Source organism: Mesocryomonas lacus (assembly GCF_055730105.2).
Window position 1 is genome coordinate 130,030 of sequence record NZ_JBUZWF020000004.1, and the last position, 13,423, is coordinate 143,452.

14 protein-coding genes are annotated in these 13,423 nt (G+C 66.6%); 11 read left to right on the top strand and 3 right to left on the bottom strand.

Features of this window, described 5'->3' with window-relative positions:
• Positions 1-25 precede the first annotated feature (25 nt).
• The 7 genes from serS to ACZLZQ_RS14885 all read left to right on the top strand — a co-directional run bounded on the left by serS (position 26) and on the right by ACZLZQ_RS14885 (position 6,610).
• Positions 26-1,309: a serine--tRNA ligase gene (gene serS, locus ACZLZQ_RS14855; protein ID WP_472950044.1), complete on the top strand. Its 1,284-nt coding sequence runs from the start codon at positions 26-28 to the stop codon at positions 1,307-1,309.
• Positions 1,309-2,058, top strand: coding sequence for a 5'/3'-nucleotidase SurE (surE, locus tag ACZLZQ_RS14860; RefSeq protein ID WP_472950045.1), 750 nt, complete (start codon positions 1,309-1,311; stop codon positions 2,056-2,058). Before serS ends, surE begins: the two co-directional genes overlap by 1 nt.
• Before the next feature lie 43 nt (positions 2,059-2,101).
• Complete coding sequence (locus ACZLZQ_RS14865) at positions 2,102-2,758, top strand: protein-L-isoaspartate(D-aspartate) O-methyltransferase (RefSeq protein WP_472950046.1); 657 nt, start codon at positions 2,102-2,104, stop codon at positions 2,756-2,758.
• Between the two features lie 155 nt (positions 2,759-2,913).
• Positions 2,914-3,723: a class D beta-lactamase gene (gene blaOXA, locus ACZLZQ_RS14870; RefSeq protein ID WP_472950047.1), complete on the top strand. Its 810-nt coding sequence runs from the start codon at positions 2,914-2,916 to the stop codon at positions 3,721-3,723.
• A gap of 146 nt (positions 3,724-3,869) precedes the next feature.
• Positions 3,870-5,432: a peptidoglycan DD-metalloendopeptidase family protein gene (locus tag ACZLZQ_RS14875; RefSeq protein WP_472950048.1), complete on the top strand. Its 1,563-nt coding sequence runs from the start codon at positions 3,870-3,872 to the stop codon at positions 5,430-5,432.
• A gap of 377 nt (positions 5,433-5,809) precedes the next feature.
• Positions 5,810-6,127, top strand: a complete 318-nt coding sequence (locus ACZLZQ_RS14880; protein WP_472931872.1) for a hypothetical protein — start codon at positions 5,810-5,812, stop codon at positions 6,125-6,127.
• Between the two features lie 57 nt (positions 6,128-6,184).
• On the top strand, positions 6,185-6,610 hold the full coding sequence (locus tag ACZLZQ_RS14885; RefSeq protein WP_472950049.1) for a hypothetical protein: 426 nt from the start codon (positions 6,185-6,187) through the stop codon (positions 6,608-6,610).
• A 3-nt stretch (positions 6,611-6,613) separates the two neighbouring features.
• Here the strand turns inward: ACZLZQ_RS14885 and ACZLZQ_RS14890 are convergent, their stop codons facing one another.
• Positions 6,614-6,826 carry a hypothetical protein gene (locus ACZLZQ_RS14890; RefSeq protein ID WP_472931874.1) on the bottom strand — a complete coding sequence of 71 codons (213 nt, stop codon included), beginning with the start codon at positions 6,824-6,826 and terminating at the stop codon, positions 6,614-6,616.
• A gap of 296 nt (positions 6,827-7,122) precedes the next feature.
• Positions 7,123-7,995 (bottom strand): ATP-binding protein, encoded by an 873-nt coding sequence (locus ACZLZQ_RS14895; protein ID WP_472950050.1) that lies wholly within the window; start codon positions 7,993-7,995, stop codon positions 7,123-7,125.
• 144 nt (positions 7,996-8,139) lie between these two features.
• Here ACZLZQ_RS14895 and yajC point away from each other — a divergent pair, with 144 nt between their 5' ends.
• The 4 genes from yajC (at position 8,140) to ACZLZQ_RS14915 (ending at position 11,858) form a co-directional block, all read left to right on the top strand.
• Positions 8,140-8,487 (top strand): preprotein translocase subunit YajC, encoded by a 348-nt coding sequence (yajC, locus tag ACZLZQ_RS14900; protein WP_472931876.1) that lies wholly within the window; start codon positions 8,140-8,142, stop codon positions 8,485-8,487.
• An 88-nt stretch (positions 8,488-8,575) separates the two neighbouring features.
• Positions 8,576-8,965, top strand: a complete 390-nt coding sequence (locus ACZLZQ_RS14905; protein ID WP_472931877.1) for an Mth938-like domain-containing protein — start codon at positions 8,576-8,578, stop codon at positions 8,963-8,965.
• 27 nt (positions 8,966-8,992) lie between these two features.
• Complete coding sequence (locus ACZLZQ_RS14910) at positions 8,993-9,844, top strand: phytoene/squalene synthase family protein (protein WP_472950051.1); 852 nt, start codon at positions 8,993-8,995, stop codon at positions 9,842-9,844.
• A 220-nt stretch (positions 9,845-10,064) separates the two neighbouring features.
• Positions 10,065-11,858, top strand: a complete 1,794-nt coding sequence (locus ACZLZQ_RS14915) for a DUF4153 domain-containing protein (protein ID WP_472950053.1) — start codon at positions 10,065-10,067, stop codon at positions 11,856-11,858.
• Here ACZLZQ_RS14915 and trmFO read toward each other — a convergent pair.
• Positions 11,841-13,301, bottom strand: a complete 1,461-nt coding sequence (gene trmFO, locus ACZLZQ_RS14920) for a methylenetetrahydrofolate--tRNA-(uracil(54)-C(5))-methyltransferase (FADH(2)-oxidizing) TrmFO (RefSeq protein WP_472950054.1) — start codon at positions 13,299-13,301, stop codon at positions 11,841-11,843. The genes ACZLZQ_RS14915 and trmFO overlap by 18 nt on opposite strands.
• Positions 13,302-13,423 lie beyond the last annotated feature (122 nt).

Sequence of the window (13,423 nt, forward strand, 5' to 3'; positions counted from 1 at the left end):
CCGCTGATTGGAGACGAGGGGAAAAATGCTCGATATCAAATGGATACGCGAGAATCCGGAATCGCTTGACGAGGCCCTGAAGGCGCGTTCGGCGTCCCCGGTCGCCGCCGAGATCCTGCGCCTCGACGAGGAGCGGCGGGGTCATGTGACCCGGCTGCAGGAGCTGCAGACCCGCCGCAACGACGCCTCGAAGGAAATCGGCAAGGCGAAGGGTTCCGGCGACCATGCCCGGGCCGAGGCTGTCATCGCCGAAGTCGCCGAGATCAAGGCCGCGATCCAGGAGGGCGAGGAGACCGAGCGCCGGATCGACGCGACGCTCGGCGACATGCTCGCCCGCTTGCCGAACATTCCCCATGCCGACGTGCCCTTCGGCACCGACGAAAGCGGCAATGTCGAGGTGCGCCGCCATGGCACGCCGCCGGAACTCGGCTTCGCACCGAGGGAGCATTTCGAGCTCGGCGAGGCGTTGGGCCTGATGGACTTCGACCAGGCGGCGAAGATCTCCGGCTCGCGTTTTACCATCCTCAAGGGCGGTCTCGCCCGGCTGGAGCGGGCCCTCGGCCAGTTCATGCTCGACCTCCACACTTCCGAGCATGGCTATCAGGAGGTCGTGGCGCCGATCCTCGTGAAGGCCGACGCCCTGTTCGGGACGAACCAGTTGCCGAAGTTCGAGGAAGACCTCTTCAAGACCACCGGCGACCACTACCTCATTCCGACGTCCGAGGTGCCGCTCACCAACCTCGTGCGCGAGATGATCGTCGACGCCGCCGTCCTGCCGCTGCGCTATACCGCGCTGACGCCTTGCTTCCGCTCGGAAGCGGGATCGGCCGGGCGCGACACGCGCGGCATGCTGCGCCAGCACCAGTTCTACAAAGTTGAGATGGTGTCGATCACCGCCGAAGAGACCTCGCTCGACGAGCATGAGCGGATGACCGCCTGCGCCGAGGAGGTGCTGACGCGTCTTGGTCTGCCGTTCCGGACCGTGGTGCTCTGCACCGGCGACATGGGCTTTGGTGCCCGCAAGACCTACGACATTGAGGTCTGGCTGCCCGGCCAGAACGCCTACCGCGAGATCTCATCCTGCTCGGTTTGCGGCGACTTCCAGGGGCGGCGCATGAACGCGCGTTACAAGGCCGCCGGCGAGAAGCAGACGCGCTTCGTCCATACGCTGAACGGCTCGGGTGTTGCCGTCGGCCGCTGCCTGATCGCCATTCTTGAAAACTACCAGAACGCCGATGGCAGCATCACCGTGCCCGAGGCGCTGAAGCCGTATATGGGCGGGCTGGAGAAAATCGAGAAGGCCGCCTGATGCGCATCCTCATCACCAATGACGACGGCATCCATGCCGAGGGCCTGGTCGTGCTCGAGCGGATCGCCGCGACGATCTCGGACGACGTCTGGGTGGTGGCGCCCGAGACCGACCAGAGCGGCCTCGCGCACTCGCTGACGCTTTCTTCGCCGCTGCGGCTGCGCAAGATTGCCGAGAAACGCTTCGCGCTGTCGGGAACGCCCACCGATTGCGTCATCATGGGCGTCAAGCACGTGCTGCCGGGGCCGCCGGACCTCGTGCTCTCCGGCGTCAATGCAGGGCAGAACGTCTGCGACGACGTCACCTATTCCGGCACGGTCGCCGGCGCCATCGAGGGCACTATGCTCGGCTTCCGGTCGATCGCGCTCAGCCAGGCGCATGGCCCCGACCGGGCGACGCCCTGGGAGACAGCCGAGACGCATGCCCCGGCCGTGCTCGCCAAGCTTGCTGGCATCGATTTCCCGAAAGGCGTCCTGTTCAACATCAACTTCCCTGCCGTTGCGGCCGACGCGGTGACGGGCACCGAGATGACCCGTCAGGGCAAGCTCGACTACAATCTCGGCTTCGAGGAGCGCCGCGATGGCCGCGGTTTTCCCTATTTCTGGCTAAAGTTCGGGCGACAGGCCGGTGCGGAAATGGCGCAGTCCGATATAGCTGCGCTTTCGGCTGGCCGGATTTCGGTGACGCCGCTGATGCTCGACCTCACCGATCACGCTCTTCGCGAGAAGCTGCAATCGCTGTTCGCATGACGCGGGACCGCCAAGCGCCCCAGACCCGAACGGATTTTCTCCCATGAGCATGAGCGTGACCGGCCCAGACCGCGAGGAACTCGCGGCCTTCCTGTTGAAGCTGCGCTCGGCGCACATGGCGGGCACGCGCCTGACCGAGGCGGTGGAGGCGGTGCCGCGGCGGCTGTTCCTGCGCAACGGCATCGCGGAGGCCTATGGCGATTCGGCGCTGCCAATCGACTGCGGCGAGACGATGCCCGGCGCCTCGTCGGCGGTGGCGCTGGTGCATGCGCTGGGCGTCGAGCCGAGCAACCGCGTCCTCGAGATCGGTACCGGCAGCGGTTACGTCACGGCGCTGCTCGCCCGGCTCGGGGCCCGCGTCGTCTCGCTCGACCGCTACCGCTCCCTTTTGAAGACGGCGGACGAGCGGCTGAAAGCCTGCGGCATCACCAATGTCTCGCTGATCCACGAGGACGGGCGCGAGGGCTACCCCGATGCCGCGCCCTACGACCGAATCATCGTCCACGCCGCCTTCGAGACGCTGCCGCGCACCTTCCTCGAGCAGTTGGCCCAGCACGGCCAGATCGTCTGTGCCATCGGTCCTGGGCTCGGCGCGCAGACCCTTGTCCGCCTGCAGAAGGTCGGCAGCCGGCTGGAGCGCGAGGACCTGCGCCAGGTATACTACCAGCCGCTCGCCGCCGGCACGGCGAAGATGCTGTAGCGAGCGCCGGCGCGCCGTCCATTTTGCCGACGGCGACGGCTGCGTTGCCGCCTGGAGAGACGTGAGCCTCGGAAGGGGGCGACCGGCCATCTTTATGAGCTGTTAACGCTTGGGGGTCCTATCGAGGGCGTATCGTCCACCCAGGAGCCGCCGACATGATCCCGATTCGCTTTGCCGCGACGTGTCTCTTCCTCGCCGCGCCGATGGCCGCCGAGGCCCGCACGATCTGCACGATTCTTGCCGATACTGCCGACGACAAGGTCCTGTCGGAGGAGGGCGACTGCAAGACGCAGGTCACGCCCGCCTCGACCTTCAAGATTCCGCTGGCGCTGATGGGATCGGACGCCGGGTTCCTGAAAGATGCCCATGCGCCGAGCCTGCCTTTCAAGAAGGGCTATCCCGACTGGGGCGGTGCCAACTGGACTGCGGACACCGACCCGGCCCGCTGGATGAAATACTCCGTGGTCTGGTATTCCCAGCAGATCACCAAGGCGCTGGGCGCGGAAACGCTGACCCGCTACGCCAAGGATTTCGGCTACGGCAATGCCGACTTCTCCGGCGATCCCGGCAAGGACAATGGCCTGGAGCGGGCTTGGATCATCTCCTCGCTGAAGATCTCGCCGCGGGAGCAAGTGGCGTTTCTCTCGAAGCTCATGCGGCGGCAGCTGAAGGTCGCACCCGCGGCCTTCGATCTCGTCGACGCCGTGGTCGAGCAGCGCCCCATCGGCGATGGCTGGCAGGCGCATGGCAAGACCGGAATGGCCTACCCCCGCAATGCCGATGGCAGCTTCAACGAGGCGCGCGCCTATGGCTGGTTCGTCGGCTGGGCGGTGAAGGGAGAGCGGACCCTGGTCTTCGCCCGTCTGATCCAGGACGACAGGAAGGAAGAGGGTCCCGCGGGCAACCGGGCGCGAGAGGCATTCCTCGCTGAACTTCCCGGGCTGATCGAAGCGACGGCAAAGTGACAGCGTCTTGCGCCGTCCTCTCCGGACTGTGAAAATCCGCAGATATGAATAACAAGAAATGTCGACGATACCCCGCTGTTTAACGGGGCAGTAAGATTAACAGTGTTGAATGATCCCAATGAGATTGCGTGGGCATGGGGTCATCGATGCGTGTTGGTGTGCTGAATTTTGATCGACTGCGGCTTGCCGGCTCCGTCGCGGTGTTGGCTTTGGCGACGCTGGTGGCGGGGTGCAGTTCCGATGTCGCCCGCTTCGACGACGGCTTCTACACCGGCGCCGTGCCGCAGAAGCCGGTACCGCGCGGCAATGTCGGCGGCCAAGCCTATCCCGGCGACCTCGATGGGGTGAACACCGGATCGGTCCGGCAGGGCGGGTACGCCAGCAATGCCGGCGGCAACCGCCAGCAGGTCGCGCCGCTCTACTCCGCCCAGACACCCGGCAGCGGGCAGTACGGCGCAACCACCCGGACCGCTGCCGTCGAGCGCAGCACCCTCGCGCCGCCCTCCGGCTCGCCCGCCATGAACGACGCGCCACGCTACGACCCGCCGGCGTCCGAGCCCATGCGCCAGCAGCCGACCTACCAGCCCGCCGCAGCTCCTGCACCGGCACGCGCCGCAGCAACCGGCAAGGCAGGCTGGCAGAACACCGGCAACACCGTGACCGTCGGCAGCACCGACACCGTCGATACGCTGTCCAACCGCTACGGCGTGCCCGCCAAGGCGATCATGGCGGCCAATGGCCTGAAAAGCGCCAGCGACGTGCGTCCGGGCCAGCAGATCGCCATCCCGACCTATTCTTACGGCCAGACCGGCATGCGCACCGCCGCGGCCTCGTCGAACCCGGAGAGGCCGGCGCTCGGCTCGGCGCCGCAGCCGCTGCGCGTTCCCGAAAAGAGCGCGTCTCGCGGGTCCGGCATCGTCGTTGAGTCCGGCGACTCGCTGATGGGCATCTCGCGCCGCACCGGCGTCCCTGTGGCCGAACTGCGTGCCGCCAACGGCCTGTCCGACGACAATATCCGCATCGGCCAGACCTTAAAGCTGCCCGCTGGAACGACTGTCCCGAAGCGTGTCGCCAGTGCCGAGCTGAAGACTGCCCCGGCCTTGGCGCCGGTGCAGCCGGCCCAGCCGGTGGCGGCTGCCCAGCCGAAGCCCTACGAGGCGCCGAAGCTCGTCGCCGCCGCGAAGGTCGAGAAGCCCGCCGCCGCGGCCCCTGTCGCCGAAACGGTGAAGGCCGAGCCGATCAAGGCCGAGCCCGTCGTCAAGTCGGCGCCGACCAGCACCGTCTCCGACGAGACCGAGAACGAGGTCGCGACCGCCGCGCCTGCCGGGACCGGCATCGACCAGTTCCGCTGGCCCGTCCAGGGCCGCGTCGTCAAGCGCTACGGCGAGAAGTCGGGCGCCAAGCGGAGCGACGGCCTCGACATCTCGGTGCCGCGTGGCACGCCGGTGAAGGCCGCCGAGAACGGCGTTGTGATCTATGCCGGTGACGGCCTGAAGGAGTTCGGCAACACCGTCCTCGTCAAGCACGACAACGGCCTCGTCACCGTCTACGGCCATGCCGACGAGCTGAAGGTGAAGCGCGGCGCCACCGTCCGCCGCGGCCAGGAGATCGCCACCGCCGGCGTCAGCGGCGATACCGATACGCCGATGGTCCACTTCGAGGTCCGCAAGGACTCCGCCCCGGTCGACCCGTCGAAGTACCTGCAGTAGGATCAACCTCGACGCCTATCAAAAGCCCGGCACCGCAAGGTCGCCGGGCTTTTTGTGTTCATGAAACAAGTGAGGGTCTCGGCGTCCCGCCGTTGGATTTGCCGAACCGCTGCCGGCCTGCTCGTCCGCTCCCGCAACGGTTTGCTCGCCTCTGACCTTGCCCATCGCCGATACGACCGTCCGGTAAGCTGGACACTAAGTCACTGCATTTAGCGTTAGCTTACTGACGGATTTCATTAAGTCTAACGTGCATATTTACGAATACAATATAGATGCACAGTCTGACGTATAGGAGCTTTTCTATTTACAATGTAAGTCGATCTCCCGATATATAAAGGACCATTCGCTCACTGAATGGATGTTGAGGGAGAGTGGAAATGAAAGTCAGGGTGATTGTTATCGGCCTTATGATCTCAGCGGTCTTTTCGACGTCCGCCTTGGCCGAATTCAGGAAGTACACGGAAGTACCGAATCGAGACAGCTGCTGGTCGGTCGAGTACGTTCCGCGGACGGTCGAAGTCAACACAAGGGGACGTCTTATCCGGGGCGAACGCCGTTCCTGGACGGGTGAGATGGTCAACGGCGGTATTGTGCGGAACGAGCGCCATGCAGCTGTTTACGAAAAGGTGCGCCGCGTCGTCGAGGAAGAACACTACAGCCTTGACCCGCAAACCTGCAGTGCACGCGTGCGCTAAGCCGAAAGAGAGGAGGGAGGCTTCCTCCTTCCTCTCGTCACCTTGGGGGAGGCCGAGATGTTGCTGGAACTGTACCTTGCTGCCCAGGCCGCGATCGCCGTACCCTGCGATCCCGCTAGAAGCCTCTCCGAGCTGTCGCGCAAGGCGAACTGCGTCGAGCGGCCGGTCGAAAAGAGCGGAAGCGCGACGGTTCGTCTGGAGTATTCCTTCTCCAGGGCGAAAAACAGCGCGAGCGTCGTCATCACCGGTTCCGACGGCGTCACGTCCGTCGACAGGTTCGCGGAATGCCGCGATCTCAGTATCGACCCGCAGGAGTACCAGAGCCTCACCGACATCGTCATCTGCGACGGCCAGCGGCTCTCGGTCGAGGCGACGGCGGAGGGTGTCGAGATCTTCGATACCAGCACCCAGCGCGCGGTTTTCGGCGTGGAACTCGAAAAGTCCATCACGATGATCAACGGCTTCCCGAGGCCGATCGAGTAGCCGTTACATTCGCTCGGCGCGGCGGACATACTCCACCGAGCGTGCCACCTGCGTTTCCTGGCTGCGGCCGCGCGGCCGGGTGATCTCTTCGACGTGGTATCGGCTTCCATCGGCACAGACGCGGTGCACCGTTCCCGAACGCGGGTAAACGGCATCGGCGCACTTCTGCGCGGGGGCAAGGCACCCCGCCGGGATCGACAGCAGAAACGCAGCCACGGGGAGGGAGACTGCTTTTCGCATGAAGACGACCATCTGGCGGGAGGGAAGGGTAGGTCGGAGCGAACGGCTTGGAAACCGGATGCCCGCTTTCATGCGGCTTGGCTGAACGTATCCGGCGGATCCACCGGACGGGCGATCGCCGCACGCTGGGGGTGTTTCCAGGGCTGGACAAGCACCATGGCGCGAAAGCCAGGCCTTCGCCAGAGCCCTCGTGACCGGACCCGCGCGCGATGGTCGCGTCCGCGGGCACGGAGCAGGCCCTTCGCCGGCTGAGAGGGATTGCGGAGACCGCGCTAGGACGCCAGCGGCTGGCCGAGGCGTCCGGCGAGGTCCTGAATGAACTGGAAAGCGACGCGGCCCGAGCGGGCGCCGCGGGTCGTCGCCCATTCCAGCGCGGCATGCCGCGTCTCGGCGGGGTCGGCGATGATGCCGTAGGCGCTGACATAGCCGTCGACCATCGCGAGATAATCGTCCTGGCTGCATTTGTGGAAGCCGAGCCACAGCCCGAAACGGTCGGACAGGGAGACCTTCTCCTCCACCGCCTCGCCGGGATTGATCGCCGTCGCGCTCTCGTTCTCGATCATGTCACGCGGCAGGAGATGCCGGCGGTTCGACGTCGCATAGAACAACACGTTGTCCGGCCGTCCCTCGACGCCGCCGTCGAGCGCCGCCTTCAGCGACTTGTAGGAGGCGTCGCCTTGGTCGAACGAGAGGTCGTCGCAGAACAGGAGGAAGGAGAACGACGCGGCGCGCAGGAAGCCCATGAGATGCGGCAGGTGCTCGATGTCCTCGCGGTGGATCTCGATCAGCTTCAGCGGCGGCCGGGTGCCGCCCATCTCGGCATTGACGGCGGCATGCGCCGCCTTGACGAGCGAGGACTTGCCCATGCCGCGGGCGCCCCAGAGGAGGGCGTTGTTGGCCGGCAGGCCCTTGGCGAAGCGCAGCGTGTTCTCGGTGAGGATATCCTTCGAGCGGTCGATGCCCCGGAGGAGGTCGATGGCGACGCGGTTGACCCGCGCTACGGGCAGCAGCGCTGCCGGCGGTTCGTAGACGAAGCAGTCGCTGATGGTAAAATCGGGCGCTTCGGGTTTCATCGGGGCCAGCCGCTCGAGGCTTGCCGCGATCCGCTGCAGCACGGACATCAGATCGTCCGGGTTCATGTCCATGCGCCGTTCCCTCATCAAACCGGTGTGCGGCCGCGCCTTGCGGGCCGGCAGCGGTTGCATTCGGGGGGACCGATCGTATATTCCGCGCGGGACGTAAAGGATGACGCGGTCGTTTTCCTCGCCATGTATCTCCAGGAGTAGTCGATGTTCGTGACCGAAGCCTTCGCCCAGGGCGTTGTTCCTTCCACTGGCGGAGGCACCAGCGAACTGCTGATCAGCATCCTGCCCTTCGTCGCGGTCTTCGCGATCATGTACTTCCTGATCATCCGCCCGCAGCGCACGCAGCTGAAGCGCCGCGAGGAAATGCTGAAGAACATCCGCCGCGGCGATACCATCGTCACCGGCGGCGGCATCATCGGCAAGGTCATCAAGGTGCTCGACAATGGCGAGCTCGAAGTGCAGATCGCCGAACAGGTGAAGATCCGCGTCCTGCAGGGCACGGTCACCGAAGTGCGCGTCAAGGGCGAGCCGACGGCCGCCAACGCGAAGTAAGACAGCCTCCCAAGGGAGCGATACCATCGCCGGCCGGACGGATCCGGTCGGCACGCGATGCCTGAGGGCAGCGCCAAGGGACAGGCGAATGGCTGAGGGCATTGAGTTTCGCAAGGCGCATTTTCCAGGGCGGGCGCCGATCGAGGCCTATGGCAATGGCGGCTTTCGCTTTGCCGCCATGTCCCACCGCGGCTCGATCCTCTGCTTGCCTTCCGGCATCTACGGCTGGGAAGCGACGATCGAGCAGCCGTTCACCGGCGAGCGCCTCTTGAAGGTCTTCGAAGAGTCGGACGAGATCCGCTTCGTGCTGTTTGGCACCGGGCCGGACATCCGGCGCCTGCCGCCAGCGCTGGCCGAGCGCTTTCGCAAGGCCGGCATCTCCTGCGACCCGATGTCGACGGGAGCAGCCGTGCGCACCTTCAACGTCATGCTCGCCGAAGGCCGCCCCGTCGCCGCTGCCCTCGTGGCGGTGGACTGACGTGGTGGATCGTCCGGACGCCCGCCGATGACCCCGGCAGCGCTTGCCGATACCTATGCCGAGTGCGCACGGCTGGTAGAGGCGCAGGATCCCGACCGCGCGGTCTCGGTCCTTTTCGCGCCCCTCGACAGACGCCAGCATCTTCTCGCCCTCTACGCCTTCAACATCGAGACCGCACGGGTGCGCGAGCAGATCAGCCAGCCGCTGCCCGGCGAAATCCGGTTGCAGTGGTGGCGCGACCGGATCGAAGCGGGTCCGGACGGCGAGGGCGGGCAAGGCAACCCGGTGGCGGAGGCGCTGCTCGATACCATCAAGCGCTTCGAGCTGCCGATCGATGCTTTTGAGCGTTATCTCGAGGCGCGCATCTTCGACCTCTACGATGACGCGATGCCGGACCGGCAAGCCTTCGAAGGCTATGCCGGGGAAACCGCCTCCGCCATCATCGTCCTCGCCGCCATGATTCTGGCTGGCAGGGAAGCCGCAGAAGTCACTGATGCGGCTGGCCATGCCGGCGTCGCGCAGGCTGCCGTCGGCGCCGTGCGGCTGCTGCCGATCCACCGGGCACGTCGCCAGGTGTTCTTCCCCGCCGACTTGCTGGCAGCGGCTGGAACGTCGGCTGACGACCTGCTGTCGGGGGCGGCCGAGCCGACGCTGCGGGCCGTCACCGCCATGCTGGCGCTCGGCCGCGACCATTTCGGACGATACCACCAGCAGCGCGGCCGGTTGCCGGCCAGCGTGCGAGCGGCTTTCCTGCCGGCCGAGATGACCGCTATCTATCTCGACCGCATCGCCGCCCGCGGCTCCGCCGAGATCGAGACGCCGTCCCGTATCGGTCCCCTCCGCCGGTCCTTCCTCTACTGGCGCGCCATGCGGCGCTAGCGAGCGCGTCTGACGCCGCGAGCTCTCTTCGTCCCGCTGTGATGGTGTCGTTTATTGTTGGCTGACTACTCGCTGACGACCCAGCGATGGTGCGGTCCGCTGGACTCCCGGAGACGAAGCGTCCGTTGTGGGGCGATCGGACGCCGGGCCCTCCGGTGAGCCCTCCGTTGCCGACCCCTGCGGCAGCCCGGCCTGTCGTTCGCCGACCATGGAGAAAGCGATGGCCCCGACACGCATGAGCAGCATCACGCGGTTTGCGCGCCAGCTGGCGCGGGGCGCGGGACTGGCGACCGGACGGTTTCCGGTCGCCGCACTGGCGATCCTCATCGTGTCGGTGCTGGCCAACGCGTCCCTGGCCGGGATCGATCTTCTCCCGGAGGAGCAGATGATCCGGCTGGTGCTGGCGCTGCATGCGGCGGCGGCGATCGCCGTCGGCACCCGCCTGTTCACCGAAGCGCGGGCGATGGGCCACCGCGCTCAAACGCTGCTGCCACTGGTGGCCGCAGCCGCAGCGGGCCTTAGCATCGCCGCAACCGGCCAGCTCTGGCTGCTCGCGCCGCCGGTGCTGACCGCCCTGACACTCGCCATTCCGCTGGCGCCCTATCTCGGTCGGCCCGACGACGCGAAATTCTGGACATTCACGCTCTGGACCGTCGTCGGCGTGACGCTCGCCTTCCTGTCGGTGCTGCTCTTCGTGCTCGGCGTCTCCGCCATCCTCGAAATGGTCCGCTATCTCTTCGAGATCGGGCTCAGCGGTGACGCCTACGGCCATATCTATGCGACCGCGCTGACGCTGGTCGGCCCGCTGTTTGCGCTCGGCCGCATCCCGACCGAGTTCGAGGAGACGACCTCGGCGGCCGACGACCGTCTGGCGCAAGGCGTGCGCTTCCTGTTCGACTGGGTTGCGACGCCCCTCGCCCTCGTGACAGCCGTCGTGCTGCATCTTTATGCCGCCAAGGTCCTCCTCGGCGCCGTGCCGAAGAACGAGATCGGCTGGATCGTCAGCTTCTATGCGCTGCTGGTGCTGTCGATCCGGGTGGTGGTGGATCCCTTCGCCGAGACCGGCGGGCCGAGTACCCGGCTGTTCGGCCGGATCTGGGCTTGGATGCTCGTCGTGCCGCTGGGTCTTCTCACCTACGCCGCCGGCGTGCGCATCGCAGCCGAGGGTATCACGCTCGAACGCTACTATCTCAGCCTGGCGACCCTTGCGGCGGTTCTGATCGTCGCCTTGCAGGCGGTGCCGCGCCTGCGCGGCGATATACGCCTGATGTGCGGGCTGCCGCTGCTTCTGCTGGTGCTCTCGGCCGCGGGGCCTTGGGGTGCCGGGGCGACGGTCGGGCGAAGCCAGGCCGGGCTTATCGCCGCTTCGCTGCTGGGGCCGGGTGCGCCGGAGTCGCTTGGCCCATCGCAATCGGAGGCGTTGCGCTCGCGCCTCTACGCCCTCGGCGAAGTCGGAGAGATCCCCCGCATCCTACCGCTGTTGCCCGAACCGTTGCGCACGGAAATGGCAGCGCTGGAAAGCGAAGCGCCGGATACGCTCGCGCAGGTGCTGATGACACGGCTTGGCATCGGCTACGGGCAGGTGGCGGGCGAGGCGGCCGATGCGCCGGTCCCCCGGACCTTCTCCGCCCTGCGTCCCGCCGCCTTTGCGCTGGACGGCTTCGATACGGCGCTCCCCGAGCAGATCATCTATCCCGTCAGCGGAACGGCGCCAAGCCTGACGCCGGATCCGCTGCTCGCGACGCTCGATGGCGGCAACCTCGTGCTGAGCACGCCGCGGGAAACCGACAGGTTCTCGCTCGCTCCGGCCCTTGGGGCGATGGACGGAGATCGATCGCCGACGCCCGCGGCAAACCTTGCCCCGGTCGTCGCCGATCTGACCTCTGAGACCGGCCGGAAAATTCGCGCCCGGATCAGCTACGCCATGCTCGACGGGACGACGGGCCTGCCGACGCAGCTGACGGTGACGCTTCTCTTGCGCCGTGCCGACTGGCCCTCACTCCGCCGCGACTGAGACCGCGTCCGGGGCCACCTCTGCCGCCGGCTGAACGGGCGCCAAGGCTGGCAGACCCAGCCAGGCGCGGCAGTCGGCCAGCGCGCGGACGGACATCGCCCGGCGGCGGTGGTTGGTCTTCTCCTTGCCGCGAACGCGCTTGCCGTCGACGCGTGGCAGCTTCGACACTTCCACCGGTGGGAACAGGCCGAAATTGACGTTCATCGGCTGGAAGGAGCGCTTGCCGCTCTCCTCGACGGCCGAGAGATGTCCGCCGGTGATGTGCGACAGGATCGCGCCCATGGCCGTCGTCGCCGGCGGCGGCGCAAGATCCCGTCCGAGCGCTTCGGCCGCGGCAAAGCGCCCGGCGAGGAGGCCGATGGAGGCCGATTCGACATAGCCCTCGCAGCCGGTAATCTGGCCGGCAAACCGCAGGTCCGGCCGCGACTTCAGCCGCAGGGCCGTGTCGAGCAAGCGCGGCGAATCGAGATAGGTGTTGCGGTGGAGACCACCGAGCCGCGCGAACTCGGCGTTTTCGAGGCCGGGAATGCTGCGGAAGAGACCGGCCTGGTCGCCGTAGCGCAGCTTGGTCTGGAAACCGACCATGTTGTAGAGCGTGCCCAGCGCATTGTCCTGCCGCAGCTGGACGACGGCATAGGCCTTGATGTCGGGCTGGTGGGCGTTGGTGAGGCCCATCGGCTTCATCGGCCCGTGCCGCAGCGTTTCCGCGCCGCGCTCGGCCATCACTTCAATCGGCAGGCAGCCGTCGAAATAGGGCGTGCCTTCCCAGTCCTTGTACAGCGTCTTGTCGGCCGCACACAGCGCGTCGATGAAGGCGAGGTACTGCTCCTTATCGAGGGGACAGTTGATGTAGTCCTTGCCGTTGCCGCCCGGCCCGACCTTGTCGTAGCGCGACTGGAACCAGGCCTTGTCCATGTCGATCGATTCGAAATGCACGATCGGCGCGATGGCATCGAAGAAGGCGAGGGCATCTTCTCCGGTCTCGGCGCGGATTGCCTCGGCTAGCGCGGGCGCCGTCAGCGGCCCGGTGGCAATGATCGTCGAGCCCCACTCGGCAGGCGGCAGGCCCGACACTTCCTCGCGCTGCAGAGTGATCAGCGGATGCTCGGCGATCGCCGCCGACACCGCTTCGGCGAATCCATCGCGGTCGACCGCCAGCGCGCCGCCGGCAGGCACCTGGTTGGCATCGGCGCAGCGCATGATCAGCGATCCCGCCAGCCGCATCTCGGCGTGCAGGATGCCGACCGCATTGGTCTCGGCGTCATCTGACCGGAAGGAATTGGAACAGACAAGTTCGGCCAGCTGCTCCGTCTTGTGCGCCTCGGTGCCGCGCACCGGCCGCATCTCGTGGAGGATGACGGGAACACCGCTTTCGGCGATCTGCCAAGCGGCTTCCGAGCCGGCAAGCCCGCCACCGACGACATGGAGAAGTTTGTTTTGCATGAGAAGACTTTAGCACCGGGCCGGCGGCGGGGAAAGCGGCGGGCAGCGGCGGGGAAAGCGGACCCCTTAAACGACAACACCCACCGGGGGAGGAACCGGTGGGTGTCGTTTTCAAACCTGCG

Bases quoted from the DNA above. Each gene is read 5' to 3' on its own strand.
- serS (WP_472950044.1), top strand. From the start codon at position 26: ATGCTCGATATCAAATGGATACGCGAGAATCCGGAATCGCTTGACGAG.
- surE (WP_472950045.1), top strand. From the start codon at position 1,309: ATGCGCATCCTCATCACCAATGACGACGGCATCCATGCCGAGGGCCTG.
- ACZLZQ_RS14865 (WP_472950046.1), top strand. From the start codon at position 2,102: ATGAGCATGAGCGTGACCGGCCCAGACCGCGAGGAACTCGCGGCCTTC.
- blaOXA (WP_472950047.1), top strand. From the start codon at position 2,914: ATGATCCCGATTCGCTTTGCCGCGACGTGTCTCTTCCTCGCCGCGCCG.
- ACZLZQ_RS14875 (WP_472950048.1), top strand. From the start codon at position 3,870: ATGCGTGTTGGTGTGCTGAATTTTGATCGACTGCGGCTTGCCGGCTCC.
- ACZLZQ_RS14880 (WP_472931872.1), top strand. From the start codon at position 5,810: ATGAAAGTCAGGGTGATTGTTATCGGCCTTATGATCTCAGCGGTCTTT.
- ACZLZQ_RS14885 (WP_472950049.1), top strand. From the start codon at position 6,185: ATGTTGCTGGAACTGTACCTTGCTGCCCAGGCCGCGATCGCCGTACCC.
- ACZLZQ_RS14895 (WP_472950050.1), bottom strand. From the start codon at position 7,995: ATGGACATGAACCCGGACGATCTGATGTCCGTGCTGCAGCGGATCGCG.
- yajC (WP_472931876.1), top strand. From the start codon at position 8,140: ATGTTCGTGACCGAAGCCTTCGCCCAGGGCGTTGTTCCTTCCACTGGC.
- ACZLZQ_RS14905 (WP_472931877.1), top strand. From the start codon at position 8,576: ATGGCTGAGGGCATTGAGTTTCGCAAGGCGCATTTTCCAGGGCGGGCG.
- ACZLZQ_RS14910 (WP_472950051.1), top strand. From the start codon at position 8,993: ATGACCCCGGCAGCGCTTGCCGATACCTATGCCGAGTGCGCACGGCTG.
- ACZLZQ_RS14915 (WP_472950053.1), top strand. From the start codon at position 10,065: ATGGCCCCGACACGCATGAGCAGCATCACGCGGTTTGCGCGCCAGCTG.
- trmFO (WP_472950054.1), bottom strand. From the start codon at position 13,301: ATGCAAAACAAACTTCTCCATGTCGTCGGTGGCGGGCTTGCCGGCTCG.